The sequence below is a fragment of the Pseudomonas stagnisoli genome (genome assembly GCF_048595745.1).
GTDB classification, from domain to species: Bacteria; Pseudomonadota; Gammaproteobacteria; order Pseudomonadales; family Pseudomonadaceae; genus Aquipseudomonas; species Aquipseudomonas alcaligenes_A.
This window is the reverse complement of sequence record NZ_CP184361.1, coordinates 3,252,266-3,267,786: the sequence shown is the minus strand read 5'-3', so window position 1 is coordinate 3,267,786 and position 15,521 is coordinate 3,252,266. Positions and strand designations below refer to the sequence as shown.

9 protein-coding genes are annotated in these 15,521 nt (G+C 65.1%); 6 read left to right on the top strand and 3 right to left on the bottom strand.

Annotated features, from left to right (window positions below):
- The first annotated feature begins 44 nt into the window (after positions 1-44).
- Complete coding sequence (locus tag ACOAPY_RS15840) at positions 45-2,762, top strand: LuxR C-terminal-related transcriptional regulator (protein WP_465153943.1); 2,718 nt, start codon at positions 45-47, stop codon at positions 2,760-2,762.
- Here the strand turns inward: ACOAPY_RS15840 and ACOAPY_RS15835 are convergent.
- Positions 2,755-3,585, bottom strand: coding sequence for a metal-dependent hydrolase (locus ACOAPY_RS15835; RefSeq protein ID WP_465153942.1), 831 nt, complete (start codon positions 3,583-3,585; stop codon positions 2,755-2,757). The genes ACOAPY_RS15840 and ACOAPY_RS15835 overlap by 8 nt on opposite strands.
- Before the next feature lie 118 nt (positions 3,586-3,703).
- Between ACOAPY_RS15835 and ACOAPY_RS15830 the strand changes: the two genes are divergently transcribed.
- The 5 genes from ACOAPY_RS15830 (at position 3,704) to ACOAPY_RS15810 (ending at position 12,242) form a co-directional block, all read left to right on the top strand.
- Entirely contained in the window at positions 3,704-4,747 is a 1,044-nt protein-coding gene (locus ACOAPY_RS15830; RefSeq protein WP_465153941.1) for an AraC family transcriptional regulator, read from the top strand.
- Entirely contained in the window at positions 4,744-5,388 is a 645-nt protein-coding gene (locus tag ACOAPY_RS15825; protein WP_465153940.1) for an MBL fold metallo-hydrolase, read from the top strand. Before ACOAPY_RS15830 ends, ACOAPY_RS15825 begins: the two co-directional genes overlap by 4 nt.
- Before the next feature lie 81 nt (positions 5,389-5,469).
- On the top strand, positions 5,470-6,156 hold the full coding sequence (locus ACOAPY_RS15820) for a YiaD family glycine zipper/OmpA-like lipoprotein (RefSeq protein WP_465153939.1): 687 nt from the start codon (positions 5,470-5,472) through the stop codon (positions 6,154-6,156).
- Between the two features lie 170 nt (positions 6,157-6,326).
- Positions 6,327-10,079 (top strand): CHASE domain-containing protein, encoded by a 3,753-nt coding sequence (locus tag ACOAPY_RS15815; RefSeq protein WP_465153938.1) that lies wholly within the window; start codon positions 6,327-6,329, stop codon positions 10,077-10,079.
- Positions 10,080-10,091: 12 nt separating this feature from the next.
- Complete coding sequence (locus ACOAPY_RS15810) at positions 10,092-12,242, top strand: putative bifunctional diguanylate cyclase/phosphodiesterase (protein WP_465153937.1); 2,151 nt, start codon at positions 10,092-10,094, stop codon at positions 12,240-12,242.
- 2 nt (positions 12,243-12,244) lie between these two features.
- On the opposite strand, the gene ACOAPY_RS15805 is transcribed toward ACOAPY_RS15810, so the two are convergent.
- Entirely contained in the window at positions 12,245-13,153 is a 909-nt protein-coding gene (locus tag ACOAPY_RS15805) for an acyltransferase (RefSeq protein ID WP_076579547.1), read from the bottom strand.
- Positions 13,154-13,407: 254 nt separating this feature from the next.
- Entirely contained in the window at positions 13,408-15,510 is a 2,103-nt protein-coding gene (gene pta, locus ACOAPY_RS15800) for a phosphate acetyltransferase (RefSeq protein ID WP_465153935.1), read from the bottom strand.
- Positions 15,511-15,521 lie beyond the last annotated feature (11 nt).

Here is a 15,521-nt window from a genome sequence, read left to right as displayed (position 1 = left end):
CGGATAGTCTGCGGACATTTCGCGCCTGGATGCCGATTCCGCCTGTGACTGACCTGTCCCGTTCTTCCGCTGTCGCCAGCTTTCCGGTTTCCGCCGGCGAGGGGCGCTTCTTCCGTCCCCCCCTGCCTGCTGGTCATGTGCTGCGGCCGCGTTTGTGTGAGCGTCTGGAAGAGGGCATGGACGGGCGCCTGCTGCTGGTTTGCGCACCGGCCGGTTTTGGCAAGAGTTCGTTGGCGGTGGAGTTCTGTGAGCGCCTGCCTGCCCACTGGCAGAGCCTTTGGCTAAGCCTCAACCGGCGCGATGGTGATCCCGGGCGTTTCCTCGAACGCCTGCTGGAAGGGCTGCGTCAGCATTTTCCGCGGATAGGCGATGAGGCTCTGGGGCTGTTGAAGATGCGCCAGCGCCACCAGCCTTTCGCTTTCGAAGAATGGCTGGATGGATTGCTCGACGAGTTGGGCGAACGCCTAGATCCTGCCAGTCCGCTGCTGCTGGTGCTGGATGATTACCACCTGGCTCAAGGTGCGGTACTGGATCGCTGCCTGCAATTCTTCCTCAATCATCTGCCGGCCGGCATGCTGGTGCTGGTGACCAGCCGCCAGCGCCCCGACTGGCATCTGGCCCGCTTGCGCCTGTCGCGGCAACTGCTTGAGCTGCAGGAGCAGGATCTGCGCCTGACCCTCGACGAGACCCGTGAATTGCTTTTCGAGCAGGGGGCCGAGCTGCCTGGCGAGGCGCTGGACAACCTTGTGCAGCGCAGCGAGGGCTGGGCCGCCGGCTTGCGCCTGTGGCTGCTCACTGCCGCCGAGGGTGAGCGTGGTCTGCACGGCGCTCAGGGCATGATCCGCGATTACCTGCTGGAGGAGGTGATCGAGCGCCAGCCGCCCGAGCTGCAGGCCTTTCTGTATGACACCGCCTGCCTCGATCGCTTCTGCGCCGAGTTGTGCGATGCGGTGCGCGACAGCCATGACAGTGCCGCCATGCTCCAGCACCTGCAGGCGCACCAGGTGTTTCTGGTGCCGCTGGACGAGCAGGGCCACTGGTTCCGCTACCACCACCTGTTCTCCGATCTGCTGCGCGCCAATCCGGCCAGCCAGCTGTCGCAGCCGCTGTCTCGCCTGCACCTGCGGGCCTGTCGCTGGTTCAGCAGTCAGGGCCGCCTGGACGAGGCCGTCGAGCAGGCCTTGCGGGCAGGTCAGCCGGATGTGGCGGCCAGTCTGGTGCAGAACTTCTCCGAGGAGCATCTGCTGGCCGAACAGAACGTCGCCATGCTGCTGCGCTGGAAGATGGACCTGCCCGACAGTCTGCTGACCAGCACCCCACGGTTGATCCTGCTCTATAGCTGGGCGTTGGCCCTGGCCTGTCAGCTGGACGCAGCGGAAGACCTGGCCAACCACCTGCAGCGCTTCCTGCCGGCCCCCAGTGGCGCCGAGCAGCAATCGCTGCTGGCGCAATGGCTGGCCATCAGTGGCGTGATTGCTCGCGGTCGCGGTGACAGCGACAACGCCGAGCTTTACTGCAGTCAGGCTCTGGCAGGCATGCCTGGCCAGCACTACGGCTCGCGCCTGCTGTGCCTCTCCACGCTGGCCAACCTGGCGGTGGTGCGGGGCGATCTGTGGCGTGCGCGCGGCCTCAATCGCGAGGCTCTGGAACTGGCCCAGCGTCACGGCAACCCGCTGTTCGAGGCCTTCTGTCACTATGATCGCGGTCGCGTGCTGCTGGCCCGCGGCGAGATACTTCGTGCGTTGGAGGAGGTGCGAGCCGGTCTTGAGCGCCTGCGTGGCCTGCCGAGCCAGCGGGTGTATGCGGTGCGTGCACGGCTGACTCTGTACGAGGGCTTTCTGCTCGCCCTGCGCCTGTGTCCGGAGCAGGCCCGTGAGCGCTTGCAGGCTGGTATCGCCGAGGCGCGCGCCTGCCGTGATATCAGCCTGCTGGTCGGCTACTGCATCCTGGCCAGTCAGGAGGGGCGCCTGGGGCGACTCAATGAGGCATTCGCCTTGCTGGCCGAGGCTGAGCGCCTGATGCATATCTGGGATGTGCCGCCGGTGTACTACCTGGCGATGATTACCGTGACCAAGTGCGAGTTGTGGCTCAGTCAGGGGCAGGTCGACCTGGCTAACGCCTGGTTGTTGCGCCTGGCCGAGACCTACGGCGGTGAGCTGGCTGCCGCCGCGCCCGAGTTCCATCCGCAGCTGCCGCTGCACATCGAGCTGCAGCGTGCGGCCCTGGAGCGGCGTACGGGCCAGCTGGAGGCCGCCGAGCGCCGATTGCGAGCGCTGACCCAGCGCGCCCAGAGCCAAGGGGGGCAACTGCTCGGCGTGTTTGCTCAGGTGCAGTTGAGTCTGTTGCTGTATGCCGGTGGTCGTGAGCGAGATGCCCAGCAGCAGCTGCTAGCCGGTCTGGAGTTGGCCAGCGGTGGCACGCTGCTGCCATTCTACGAACTGCTTGCCCATCAGCCGGCGTGGCTGCGGGCACAGCTGCAAACGGCACCGGCTTCCGCGCTGTGCGAGGATTTGCGCCGCTGCCTGCCGGATGAGCTTGCAGTCGAGCCGCTGCCTGTTGGCACTGCCGAGGCGCTGAGTACCCGCGAGCTGGCGGTGTTGCGGTTGATCGCCCTGGGTTGTTCCAATCAGGAGATCAGCGAGCGACTGTTCATCTCCCTGCATACGGTTAAAACCCACGCCCGCCACATCAACAGCAAGCTCGGTGTGGAGCGGCGTACCCAGGCTGTGGCCCGGGCCAAGGGACTGGGATTGATCAGCTGACCTCCAGCGGGTCGAACTCGCAGCGCCGCTCCAGGATCAGCTGCAGGTTGTCGTGCTGCCAGGGGTGAAAGTCGGCCCGGTAGAAGTCGAAATAGGCTCGCACCAGCGGCTTGAGTATGCCGCGGCTTCCCCACAGCCAACCCAGGCCGTCGCGCCAGATCCGCCAGTTCCACAGCAAACCGTCGCGGCGCAGCATGTGCACCAGCCCCTTGATCGTATCCAGGGTGAAGAAGAACGTGCTCTGCAGCATCGCGCGGCGGCGCAGCCAGACCTTGCCGCAGACTTGCTGGTAGAGGTCGAAGGCCACCGCCTTGTGCTCACTTTCCTCCAGCGCATGCCAGCGCCACAGGCGCGCCATGGTCGGATCGGCACCTTCCAGCCAGTCCGGGTTCTGCAGGATGGCGTCAGCCATGATCGCGGTCAGGTGTTCCACGGCCGTGGTTGCCGCCAGGTGCACCTTGGGCGGTAGATGCCTGCGCACGAAGGCCAGGCGTTTCTTCAGGCGCCGCTCCAGATAATCGAGGTCGTAGCCGCTCTCGCGCAGGGCCTCGCTGTAGTGCTGGTGTTCACGACTGTGATGTGCCTCCTGGCCGATGAAGCCGCGGATCTGTGCCTGCTGCTGCGGGTCGGTCACCTGGTCGCGGTAGGCGCGCACCGAGTCGATGAAAAAACGCTCGCCGTCGGGAAACAGCAACGACATGGCATCGAAGAAGTGGCTCTTGAAGGCGTCGCCGCTGTGCCAGTGGCGCAGCCAGGGCGAGGGTAGCGCAAATTCGGGCTGACGCGGCTTGATCAGCAGGTCGTGCGGGGTGGGGCAGTGCATGCGGCCTCCCATCTTGTTGTTATCAGTGCGGGGACTATGGGCTTGTGGGCTTTTCCCGGACAAGGTTATCTTCAGCCAAATTGCAGGTCATATCTGGCCAAGGGCTGGCGCGGTGCCTATGAGCAAACCTCTTACTCTGAGTTCCGAGCTGGTGCCAGTGGCCTATGCCGAGGCGCTGCTGCAGTTGGCCGGGGAGTTGGGGGCTGGCCGCGAGCAGCTGCTCGCCGTTGCCGGGTTGCGCCCGGAACAGCTGCACAGCCCCACCGGCCGGTTGTCCTTCACCGACTTCCACCAGCTTGCCAGCGCTGCCTTGCTGCGCTGCGACGAACCGGCGCTGGGCCTGTTGCTCGGCTTGCGCCTCAACGCATCGGCGCATGGCATTCTTGGCTACGCTCTGCTGTCCAGTGCCAACCTGGGCAAGGCGGTGCACTTTGCCCTGCGCTACTACCGGGTGCTGGGACTGACCTTCGACCTCGAGTTGGTGGACAGTCCTGACTCACTGGAGCTGCGTGCCAGTGAGTCGATTCCGCTGGGCATGCTTAGTCGCTTCGCCGCCGAAGGTCTGTTCGGCAGCCTGTATGCGATCGCTCAGTTCCTGCTCGGCGAGCCTCCCCAGGGCGTAGAGATCGGTTTTGCCTATCCTGAGCCTGCACATGCCACGCGCTACCAAGAGGCATTCGGCGTGGCGGCGGCCTTCGACCAGCCTTGGCACTGGTTCCGTCTGCCGCGCCATTATCTGGACCGGCCCATGGCCCTGGCCAATCCCGCCACCATGCAGATGTGCGAGCAGCAGTGCGAGGCCTTGCTGGCCAGCCTCGATGTGCAGGAGGGGCTGCTCAGCCGCCTGCGCCGACTGCTGCTGGCGCGCCCTGGCGAATTCCCCAACCTGGACAGCGCCGCCAGCGCCTTGCACACCAGCGGCCGTAGCCTGCGTCGCCACCTGGCTGCTGCGGGCACCACTTACCAGCAGGTGCTCGACGAGGTACGCAAGCGCCTGGCCCTGCAGTACCTGGAGACCACGCACCTGCCGCTGTTCGAGATCGCCGTGCTGCTGGGGTTCAGCGATCCATCCAACTTCCGCCGCGCCTTCCGCAAATGGACGGGCAGGGCGCCGACGGATTATCGTGCCCGCCCCGTGACGCCCGAGGAGAATGCCCGATGACAAACAGCCCGCAACCCAGCCTGATCCGCGAAACCTTTCCCGTCGGGCCTTTGCAGTGCAACTGCACGATCATCGGCGATCCTGTGACCAAGAAGGCCATCGTCGTCGATCCAGGCGGCAATCCTGAGCTGATCATGGCGCGTCTGGACAAGCATGGGCTCAAGGTGGTGAGCATCATCCACACGCACGCCCATCTGGATCACTTCCTCGCCTCCGGGCAGATGAAGGAGAAGACCGGCGCGACCCTGCACCTGCACAAGGATGACCAGCTCCTCTGGGATAACCTGGAGATGCAGTGCCGCATGTTCGGTGTGCCCTATACCCCGGTGCCGGCCCCGGACCAATGGCTGGCCGACGACGAAGAGCTGGCCTGCGGCTGCGGCGTTGCGTTGCATACGCCGGGGCATACCCCAGGCTCCACCAGTTTCTGGTTCGCCGAGGCCAAGCTGCTGATTGCCGGCGATACCCTGTTCCGCCGTGGCATCGGCCGTACCGACCTGTGGGGTGGCGACTATGCGACCCTCGAGCGTTCGATCCGGCGCCTCTACACTCTGGATGAGGATGCCACCGTGGTGACTGGCCACGGACCGGATACCCGGCTGGGTGACGAGATGCGCGAGAACCCGTTCATCCGCGCCTGAGCGGGAATTTTTCCCCGTCTTCCGGCTCTAACAGTGCGTCGGTCCGTGTGGCCGGTAACCCGTCTCAGGAGCAGCAGAACCATGTCCAATACTTCACGCCTGACCATCGCCGCCGTTCTGGTGGCTCTGTTGTCGGGCTGTGCCTCGCAGAACCCCTACGACAATCAGAGCCAGCAAAGCTCCGGTGGCATGAGCAAGACCGCCAAGTACGGCGGCCTGGGAGCTCTCGCCGGTGCGGTGGCCGGGGCTGCGATCAATCATGACAATCGTGGCAAGGGCGCGTTGATTGGCGCCGCCGTGGCCGGTGCAGCGGGTGCGGGCTATGGCTACTACGTCGATAAGCAGGAAGAAGAGCTGCGTCGCAGCATGCAGGGCACGGGCGTGGAAGTGCAGCGCCAGGGCGATACCATTCAGCTCATCATGCCGGGCAACATTACCTTTGCCACTGACTCGGCCGACATCGCCAGCAGTTTCTACGCGCCGCTCAACAACCTGGCTACCTCCTTCCGCCAGTACAACCAGAACAGTATCGAGATCGTCGGGCATACCGACAGCACCGGCAATCACGCCTACAACATGGGCTTGTCGCAGCGCCGTGCGCAGAGTGTCGCCAACTACCTGACGGCTCAGGGGGTTGATGCTTCGCGACTGAGTACCCGTGGTGCCGGTCCTGATCAACCTGTTGCCAGCAATGCCACGGCAGAAGGGCGTGCCCAGAACCGCCGGGTTGAAGTCACCTTGCGCCCCCTGCCTGGCGCGCAGTACTGATCCACAAGGCCCCGTCAGGGGCCTTTTGTTTTCTGGCGCCGGGTGGGGGCGCCTGTCGTCGCAGCTTGTGAGAGAAAAACCTGACTACACTCTCAGCAGCCGCGCCGCTTGGCGCAACGGCTGGCCGCCTCCGGTGAGGGAGGTGGTCTGCTGAAGGAACAGGAGGCCCCATGGACGACGCCGCTCCCGCCTTTTTCTCACGCAGGTTGAGGATGCCCCTGCTGGTCAGCCTGCTGTTGTTTGCCGGCCTGGGGGCTCTGGTGTTGTGGCAATGGCAGATTCTGGAACGCTCCAGTCGGGAGTCTCAGGAGCAGCGCTTCGCGCTGGCTGCTGACGGCGTCGAGTTCAGTGTTCGTGAGCGCATGCGTGCCTACGAAATGGTCCTGCGGGGCATGGCGGGTCTGATGACTGGCAGTGATCGGGTCTCCGATCAGGAATGGCAGCGTGCAACCGATCAACTGCAGTTGCAGGAGCAATATCCGGGTATCCAGGCGATCGCCTGGGCGCCCTATCTCAAGGGTGGCAGTCTGCGGGCTTTCGTCGAGCAGGTCCGCCACGAGCGCCAGGACTATCAGGTCTATCCCGCGGGGGACCGTGAAGATTACAGCGTCGTCGAGTTCATCTATCCGCTGGATTGGCGCAACCGGCGCGTCCTCGGCTTTGATATGTACAGCGAGCCGACACGTCGGTCCGCCATCGTTCAGGCCCGTGATCTGGGCGAGGCCGTACTGACCGGCCCGCTGCGGCTCAAGCAAGAGACGGAGCGGGATGCCCAGACGGGCGTGTTGTTGTACCTCCCGGTCTATCGGCTCAACGCGCCGCTGAGCACGGTCGAGGAACGCAGCCAGGCCCTGTTGGGTCTGGTGTGTGGCTCCTTCCGCATGGCGGACCTGATGCGCGGCATACTCGGCAGCAGTGCCGATTTGTTCGCGGTGGAGTTGATCGATGCGGCCGATGCGAAGACGCCCCTGCTGGCGCTGAGCGAAGCCCGTCAGGCTCCGGCCAGTTTCCGCGCGGTACGTAGCTTTCACTTCTACGGTCGTGAGTGGCGCCTGAACGTCAGCAGCACGGCTGCCTATGAGGCGGCTGTGGCAAACCGTGGGCTACCGGTTGGTCTGGGCAGTGGCCTGCTCGCGGCGTTACTGCTGTCCGTTCTGGCCGGTGGCTTCCTTTATTCGCGTGAGCGCACCCTGTTTCAAAGCGAGCGGCAGCGACTGCGCCTGCAGGAGAGTGAAGAGCGCTTCCGCCTGGTGGTGGAGGCATCGCCCAACGCCATCGTACTGGTTGACCGAGAGGGGCGGGTGACGATGGTCAATCGCCAGGTCGAGTTGTTGTTCGGTCATGAGCGTGATGAGTTGCTGGGACACTCGGTGGAGCGCCTGTTGCCGGACAATCTGCGGCAGGGCCACATTGCGATGCGGCAGGCGTTTCACCAGGCGCCGGAACAGCGGCGCATGGGCGTCAATCGCGAGCTGTTCGGCCAGCACCGCGACGGTAGTCTGATTCCGCTGGAGGTCGGTCTGGACCCGATTCGCACCGGCAGTGAGCTGCTGGTGCAGGCGGTGATCATCGACATCCGGGAGCGCAGGGCTGCTGAAGAGCGTTTCCGCCTGGTCGTCGAGGCTTCACCCAACGCCATCGTACTGGTCGATGCCGATGGCCGGCTGAATATGATCAATCGCCAGGTGGAGCGGATATTCGGTTATTCGCGTGATGAGCTTCTGGGCAAGCCCGCGGACACCTTGCTGCCGGAGTCTGCCCGAGACTTCCGGGCTGCCTTCCGCGAAAGCCTCTCCGTTGAGCCGACGACCCCGGCAGGTGCGGGTAACCGCGAGATCTTCGGGCGGCACCGCGATGGCCATCCGATCCCGCTCGAGGTCAGTCTCTCGCCACTGCGCAACGGTTCAGCCCAGTTGGTGCAGGCGGTGATTATCGACATCAGTGAGCGCAAGGCCGCCGAGCAGCGTTTGCGCGAGCAGGCGGAACAGCTGGCGCTGGCCAATCGCTACAAATCCGAGTTTCTCGCCAACATGTCGCACGAGCTGCGCACTCCGCTCAACAGCATCCTCATCCTCAGCGAGCAGCTTCGCCATAACGTGGCGGGCAATCTGACCGAAAAGCAGGTCAAGCATGCCGACATTGTCTACAAGGCCGGTAACGACCTGCTGCAGCTGATCAACGACGTGCTTGATCTGGCCAAGATCGAGGCCGGTCGGGTGCAGCTCAAGCTGGAGCCACTGAACATTCACGACCTGTTGGTGGAGCTCGATTCCAGCCTGCGCCCGATGGCGGAGATCAAGGGTTTGCGCCTGCTGACCCACCTGGAGCCAGGCGTGCCGAAGATGATTCACAGCGACCGTGGGCGTCTGCAGCAGATCCTGCGCAATCTGCTGTCCAACGCGCTGAAGTTTACCGAGCATGGCGAGGTGGAACTGTCCATCGGCCATTCGATGGTCTCGCTGGACGAGCAGCGCGAGACGCTGGAGTTCGTCGTCCGTGACAGTGGCATCGGTATCGACCCAGCGCAGCATGAGCGAATCTTTCAGGCCTTCCAGCAGATCGATGGCTCCACCAGCCGACGCTTCGGCGGTACCGGGTTGGGGTTGGCCATCACGCGCCAGCTGGTCGAAGTGCTGGGGGGGCAGATCAGCCTGGACAGCGCTCCCGGCAGGGGCTCTCGCTTCATCGTTCGCTTGCCGGTGGTGGCGCTGCCGACGCTTGAGCAGCGCTCCGAATCATCCGATGCCACGCCACAGCGCCAGGGCAGTGGCCCGGCGCTGCTGATTGTCGAGGATGACCCCAACTTTGCCGCCGTGATTGCCGAGGAGGCACAGGCGCACGGCTTTTCGAGCGTGCACTGCCGTACCGGCAAGCAGGCCATTGCCCTGTTGCAGAGCGAGCGTTTCGTTGCGGTGATACTGGACATCCTCCTGCCGGATATCAGTGGCTGGCAGATCTATCGGCGTCTGCGTGGCCTGCTGCAGCACCGCGACGTACCGGTACACATCGTTTCTTGTGTTCCACAACCTCAGGACTGGCAGAGCGAGGGTACGCGCTACCTGGTCAAGCCAATCGCGCGAGAGGACCTTGAGCAAGTGTTCCAGGACATCGTGCTGCCCGATAAGCCCTCGCGCGACCTGTTGCTGGTCGAGGATATCGAGGTCGAGCGCGAGCACTATCGTGAGCACCTGACGCACATGGGCTTCCAGGTACTGGCCCTGAGCAATGCGGAACAGGCTCTCCAGGCCTACGCGGGAAAGCGGTTTGACGCGCTGGTGATCGATCTCGACTTGCCCGACCAGGATGGCTTCGATCTGCTCGAAACGCTCCACCGCGAACGTCCCTTGCAGGGAGTTCAGGTGGTGATCAATACCGGTGTGGATGTGACCCGGCAGGACCTGCAGCGCCTGCGACGCTACTCGGCGGTCGTGGTCCGCAAGAGCGGCGATGATCTGGGGCCACTCAGTGACGCCTTGCAAGGCTTCCTCGCGATCCTTCAGGAGCCCCAGGCCGAGAGCCAGGTGCTGGGAGGCAAGCGGGTGCTGCTGGTGGATGACGATATCCGCAACATCTACGCCATGACGGCGTTGCTCGACGAACTGGGGCTGGTGGTGGTGGCGGCCAAGGACGGTGAGGAGGCGCTGCAGGTATTCGACCGCGAACCTTTTGATCTGGTGCTGATGGACATGGCCATGCCCAACTTGGATGGCTACACCGCTACCCGCATTCTCAAGGGCGAGCGCGCTTGCGCCATCCCGGTTATTGCCCTGACCGCCCACGCGATGAAGGGTGACCGGGAGAAGTGCATTACCGCAGGCTGTGACGATTACCTGGCCAAGCCGGTAGGGCGCCAGGAACTGTTGGAAATGCTACATCGCTGGCTGGCCGTCGGGCAGGCGCCGCAGCAACCGCCACCGGGTTGAGAGGAGGCCGGCATGGCACAGATGCAACTGGAGGCCGCGACCGCGCAGCAGGTGCTGCTGGTGGTGGATGACCGTGAAGAGAATCTGGTGGCCATGGAGGCACTGCTCGGCGACGGGCAGTGGGACGTGCGCACCGTCAACTCGGGGGAGGCGGCCCTGCGCTGCCTGATGGAGGAGGAGGTCGGCCTGGTGCTGCTCGATGTGCAGATGCCGAAGATGAATGGCTTCGAAGTGGCCAGGCTGATGCGTGGCAGCCCGCACACGCGCCACACACCGATCATCTTCCTGTCCGCCATTGCCCACACCGAGGATTCGGTGCTGCAGGGCTATGCCATCGGCGCGGTGGACTTCATCCTCAAACCCTTCGACCCCAAGGTGCTCAGGCACAAGATCGGCGCCCTGCTGGAGCAGGAGCGTCATCGTCACGAACTGCTGCAACTGACCCAGCAACTGGACAGCGAGCGCGCCTTCAACGCCTCGGTGCTGGACAACGCTTCGGAAGGCATCCTGGTGATCGACAAGGAGGGCGTCATCCGCTTCGCCAACCCGGCCATTGCGCAGATGCTCCACGGCGAGGTGGCCGATCTGACCGGGAGTGCATTGCTGTCCTATCTCAAGGCGCCGCAGATGCCGACCGACTGGAAGGACAGCGAATTCTACCGGCACTGGCGCGCCGGCCAGACCTACCGGGCGCACGATGCGGTGCTGGCGACGCTGAGTGGCGACTACCTGCCGGTGGCGCTGTCCTGCTCACCGCTGCCGCAGCATCAGAACTCCATGGTGCTGATTGCGCTGGACATGTCGGTGGTGCGCGACCTGCATGCCCAGCTGGAGTCGCAGGCAATCACCGATGCCCTGACCGGCCTGTACAACCGGCGCGGCTTTCACCAGATTCTGGAATCCACGCTGTCGCGCATCGACCGCAGTGGCAAGCGGATGGCCGTGCTCTACCTCGATCTGGATGGCTTCAAGCGGATCAACGACTCGCTCGGCCATGCAGCCGGTGACCAGGTCCTGCGCAAGGTCGCCGAGCAGCTGAAGACCTGCCTGCGCCCCTACGATTGCGTGGCGCGCATGGGCGGTGACGAGTTCACTGCCTTGCTCGATTCCCTCGATCACCCCGAGGATGCCGCGCGGGTGGCGGAGAAGCTGATCGAGCTGGTGTCGGTGCGGCACAAGGTGGACGGAGTCGAGTTCACCCTGGGCGCCAGCGTCGGCATCGCCTGCTATCCCGAGTGCGGGCAGACAGTGGACGGCCTGCTGCGCTCGGCCGACATGGCCATGTACGAGGCCAAGCGTGCGGGGCGCCAGCAGTACCGCTTCTTCTCGCCGGAGATGAACGGGCGCGCGCGTTCGCGCCTGATGCTGGAGGAGAGCCTGCGCAATGCCATCGAGCAGGATGACTTCGTGCTGGTCTACCAGCCACAGATCGAGCTCGCCACGGGGCGCCTGCGTGGTTTCGAGGCGCTATTGCGCTGGGAGCATCGGGTGGCCGGCACCATCTCGCCGGGTGTGTTCATCCCGTTGCTGGAGGAGACCCGCCTGATCAACCGCCTGGGCGAATGGATATTCGATCAGGGCGTGCGCCAGTGCCAGGCCTGGCGTGAGCGTTTCGGCGAACAGCTGCTGCTCAGCCTCAACGTCAGTCCGGTGCAGTTCGGCATGCCGCAGTTGGTCGACGATCTGCGCCGGGTGCTGGATTTGCACGGCCTGCAGGCCTCGCAGCTGGAAGTGGAGGTCACCGAGAGTGCGCTGATGCAGGATCTCGACACCACCCGCGAGCAGCTGCGTCAGTTACGGGAGCTGGGCGTACGCATCGCCATTGACGACTTCGGGACTGGCTATTCGTCGCTGGCCTATCTGCGTCACTTCGAGCTGGATACCCTGAAGATCGACCGGCTGTTCATCGCCAACATGCTGGGTTCGCCGAAGGACGCGGCGATCGTCAGCACCATCATCGATCTCGGTCACCACCTGGGGTTGGAGGTGATCGCCGAAGGCGTGGAGACCGTCGAGCAACGCGACTGGTTGATCGCTCACCACTGCACCACCATGCAGGGCTTCCTGGTGGCGCCGGGGTTGCCGGTGGCACGCGCCAGCGCTTTTCCGACGCGCCTGGACTGGAGCAGCTGGCGGCCGGACGAGCCGCCGCGCTCCAGCTGAGTTCAGTCGCGGCCGGGGAACTGCCGGTGCAGCTCGGCCAGCTGGGCGTCCTTGGCCTGCCACAGCTGGTTGACCCACTGCTGGAACTGCAGGCGGTACTGCTCGTCCTGGTCGTAGTTGTGGCCGACGAACGCGGCAGGCACATCCAGCTTGGCAAAGCGCACCACCACCTCGCCGACGTTGCCGCACAGCAGGTCCCAGAAACCGGGATTGCCGCCCGGGTAGTGGATGGTGACGTTGACGATGGCATCCAGCTGCTCGCCCATCGCGTCCAGCACGAAGGCGATGCCGCCGGCCTTGGGCTTGAGCAGGTACTGGAACGGCGAGTTCTGCTGGGCATGCTTCTGCGGCGTGAGGCGGGTACCTTCGAGGAAATTGAAGACCGATACCGGGTTGCTCTTGTAGCGCTCGCAGGCCTTGCGCGTGGTGGCCAGGTCCTGGCCGCGTTTTTCCGGATGCTTGGCCAGGAACTCCTTGCTGTAGCGCTTCATGAACGGGAACTCCAGTGCCCACCAGCACAGGCCGATCACCGGCACCCAGATCAGCTCCTGCTTGAGGAAGAACTTCAGCAGTGGCATGCGGCGGTTGAGCAGGTACTGCAGCACCAGGATATCCACCCAGCTCTGGTGGTTGCTGGTGACCAGGTAGGAGTGGCGCATGTCCAGCCCCTGGATACCCTCGACGTCCCAGCGGGTGTCGCGCACCAGGTTCATCCAGAATTTGTTCACGCCGATCCAGAACTCCGCGATGCCATGCATCACCGCGCGCAGCACGCGCTGTGCGGCGGGGAAGGGCAGCAACAGCTTGAGCAGGGCCACGGTGAACAGCGGCCAACAGCAGATCAGGGTGTTGAGGGCCAGCAGCAGGGCGCTGATGACTCCGCGCAGCGGGGCGGGCAGGAAATGCAGCATGGGCTCGGAAGGCTCCTGGTCAGGGGGCGTTCTGTGCGCCCCGTTCGGGTCGAGATACCTGCAGCACTCCCTGCGGCAAGTCGGTCCGGCGCCAAGGTTAACGCTTGTACACTGAACGGCAAGTGCTGTCTTTGACTGTTTGGTCGGTTTGCCGGGGCCGTGCATCTGCGGCGGCGCGTCCGATTCTAGCCCAAGCCGTGCTGCGCAGGCATGCGCGGCCAGGGCTTCCGGCCGCGCTGCGGCGCTGAGTCCGCTCAGACCTCCCGGGACGCCGCCTGGATCGCGGTGAGGGCGATGGTGAAGACGATGTCGTCCACCAGCGCGCCGCGCGACAGGTCGTTTACCGGCTTGCGCAGGCCCTGCAGCATGGGGCCGACGCTGACGCAGTCGGCGCTGCGCTGCACGGCCTTGTAGGTGGTGTTGCCGGTGTTCAGGTCGGGGAACACGAACACGGTGGCGCGGCCGGCGACTTGGCTGTTCGGGGCCTTCTGCCGGCCGACGCTGGCGATGGCGGCGGCGTCGTATTGCAGCGGGCCGTCGATCAGCAGTTGCGGGTTCTGCTCGCGGGCCAGGCGGGTGGCCTCGCGCACCTTCTCCACCTCGGCGCCGCTGCCGGAGTCGCCGGTGGAGTAGCTGATCATCGCCACCCGTGCCGGCACGCCGAAGGCCTCGGCGGAGGCGGCGCTCTGCAGGGCGATCTCGGCCAGCTCGGCGGCATTCGGGTCGGGGTTTACCGCGCAGTCGCCGTAGACCAGTACCTGGTCCGGCAGGAGCATGAAGAACACCGAGGACACCAGGTTGTAGCCCGGCGCGGTCTTGATCAGTTGCAGGGCCGGGCGAATGGTGTTGGCAGTGGTGTGGATGGCGCCGGAGACCAGGCCGTCGACTTCGTCCAGAGCCAGCATCATGGTGCCCAGCACCACGCTGTCCTCCAGCTGGGCCAGGGCCATCGGCGCGTTGAGGCCCTTGCCCTTGCGCAGCTCGACCATCGGCTCGACATAGCGCTCGCGCACCTGCTCGGGGTCGAGGATCTCCAGGCCCGGCGGCAGCTCGATGCCCTGGGCCTTGGCCACGTTGTGCACGTCCTCAGGCTTGGCCAGCAGTACGCAGCGGGCGATGCCGCGCGCCTGGCAGATGGCGGCGGCCTGCACGGTGCGCGGCTCGCTGCCCTCGGGCAGGACGATGCGCTTGTTGGCCGCCTGGGCACGGCGTACCAGCTGGTAGCGGAAGGCCGGCGGCGACAGGCGCAGCTCGCGTGGCGTACCGCAGCGCTGGGTCAGCCAGTCCAGGTCGATATGTCCGGCGACGAACTCGGTGACCTTCTCCGCGCGCTCGCGGTCGTCCACCGGGATTTCCTTGTTCATGCGGTTGAGGTTGGTCGCCGTGTCGTAGGAGCCGGTGCTCACCGTCAGCACCGGCAGACCGCCCTGCAGGGCCCCCTGGCACAGCTCGAGGATGCGTGGGTCTGGCGGGAAGTTGCTGCACAGCAACAGGCCGGCCAGCGGCACGCCGTTCATCGCCGCCAGGCTGGTGGCGAGGATGATGTCGTCACGGTCGCCGGGGGTGACCACCAGCACGCCGGGCTTGAGCAATTGCACGGTGTTGGGCACGGCGCGCGCGCACAGCACGATCTGCTGTACCCGGCGCTGTTCGTAGTCGCCGGCGTTGAGGATCTGTGCGCCGAGCAGCTCGGCCACGTCGCGGGTGCGCGGCGCGTTCAGCTCGTCCTGCCAGGGGATGCAGCCGAGCAGGCGGAAGTCCTCGCCGCGCAGCAGCGGCGAACGCTGGCCGATCTGCTCGGTGAAGGCTTCGATACCCTGGGGATGGCGCACCTTGTTGAGGATCACGCCGAGCACCTTGGGGTCCTTGGGTCCGCCGAACAGCTGGGCCTGGATCTCGATGCGGTCGGACAGCTCAGTCAGGCTCTCCGGTTCTTCGCCCTCCGGCGCCGACACCAGAATGATCTCGGCATCCAGGCTTCTGGCCAGGTGCACGTTGACCCGCGCCGCATAGCTGGCGTGGCGCGTCGGCACCATGCCCTCGACGATCAGCACGTCCATGCCCTCGGCAGCCTGCTGGTGCAGGCGCACGATCTCTTCCAGCAGCTCGTCCAGCTGGCCGTCGCCGAGCATCCGTTCGACCTGTGCCAGCGGCAGTGACTGCGGCGGCAGCAGGCCGTGGGTGCGCGCGACCAGCTCGCTGGAACGCTCGGGCCCGGCATCGCCAGCATGCGGCTGGGCGATCGGCTTGAAGAAGCCGACCTTCAGACCGGCGCGCTGCAGGGCGCGGATCAGGCCGAGGCTGATGGAGGTGAGGCCGACGCCGAAACCGGTGGGCGCGATGAAGAAGGTGTGCATGGGTATTCCTT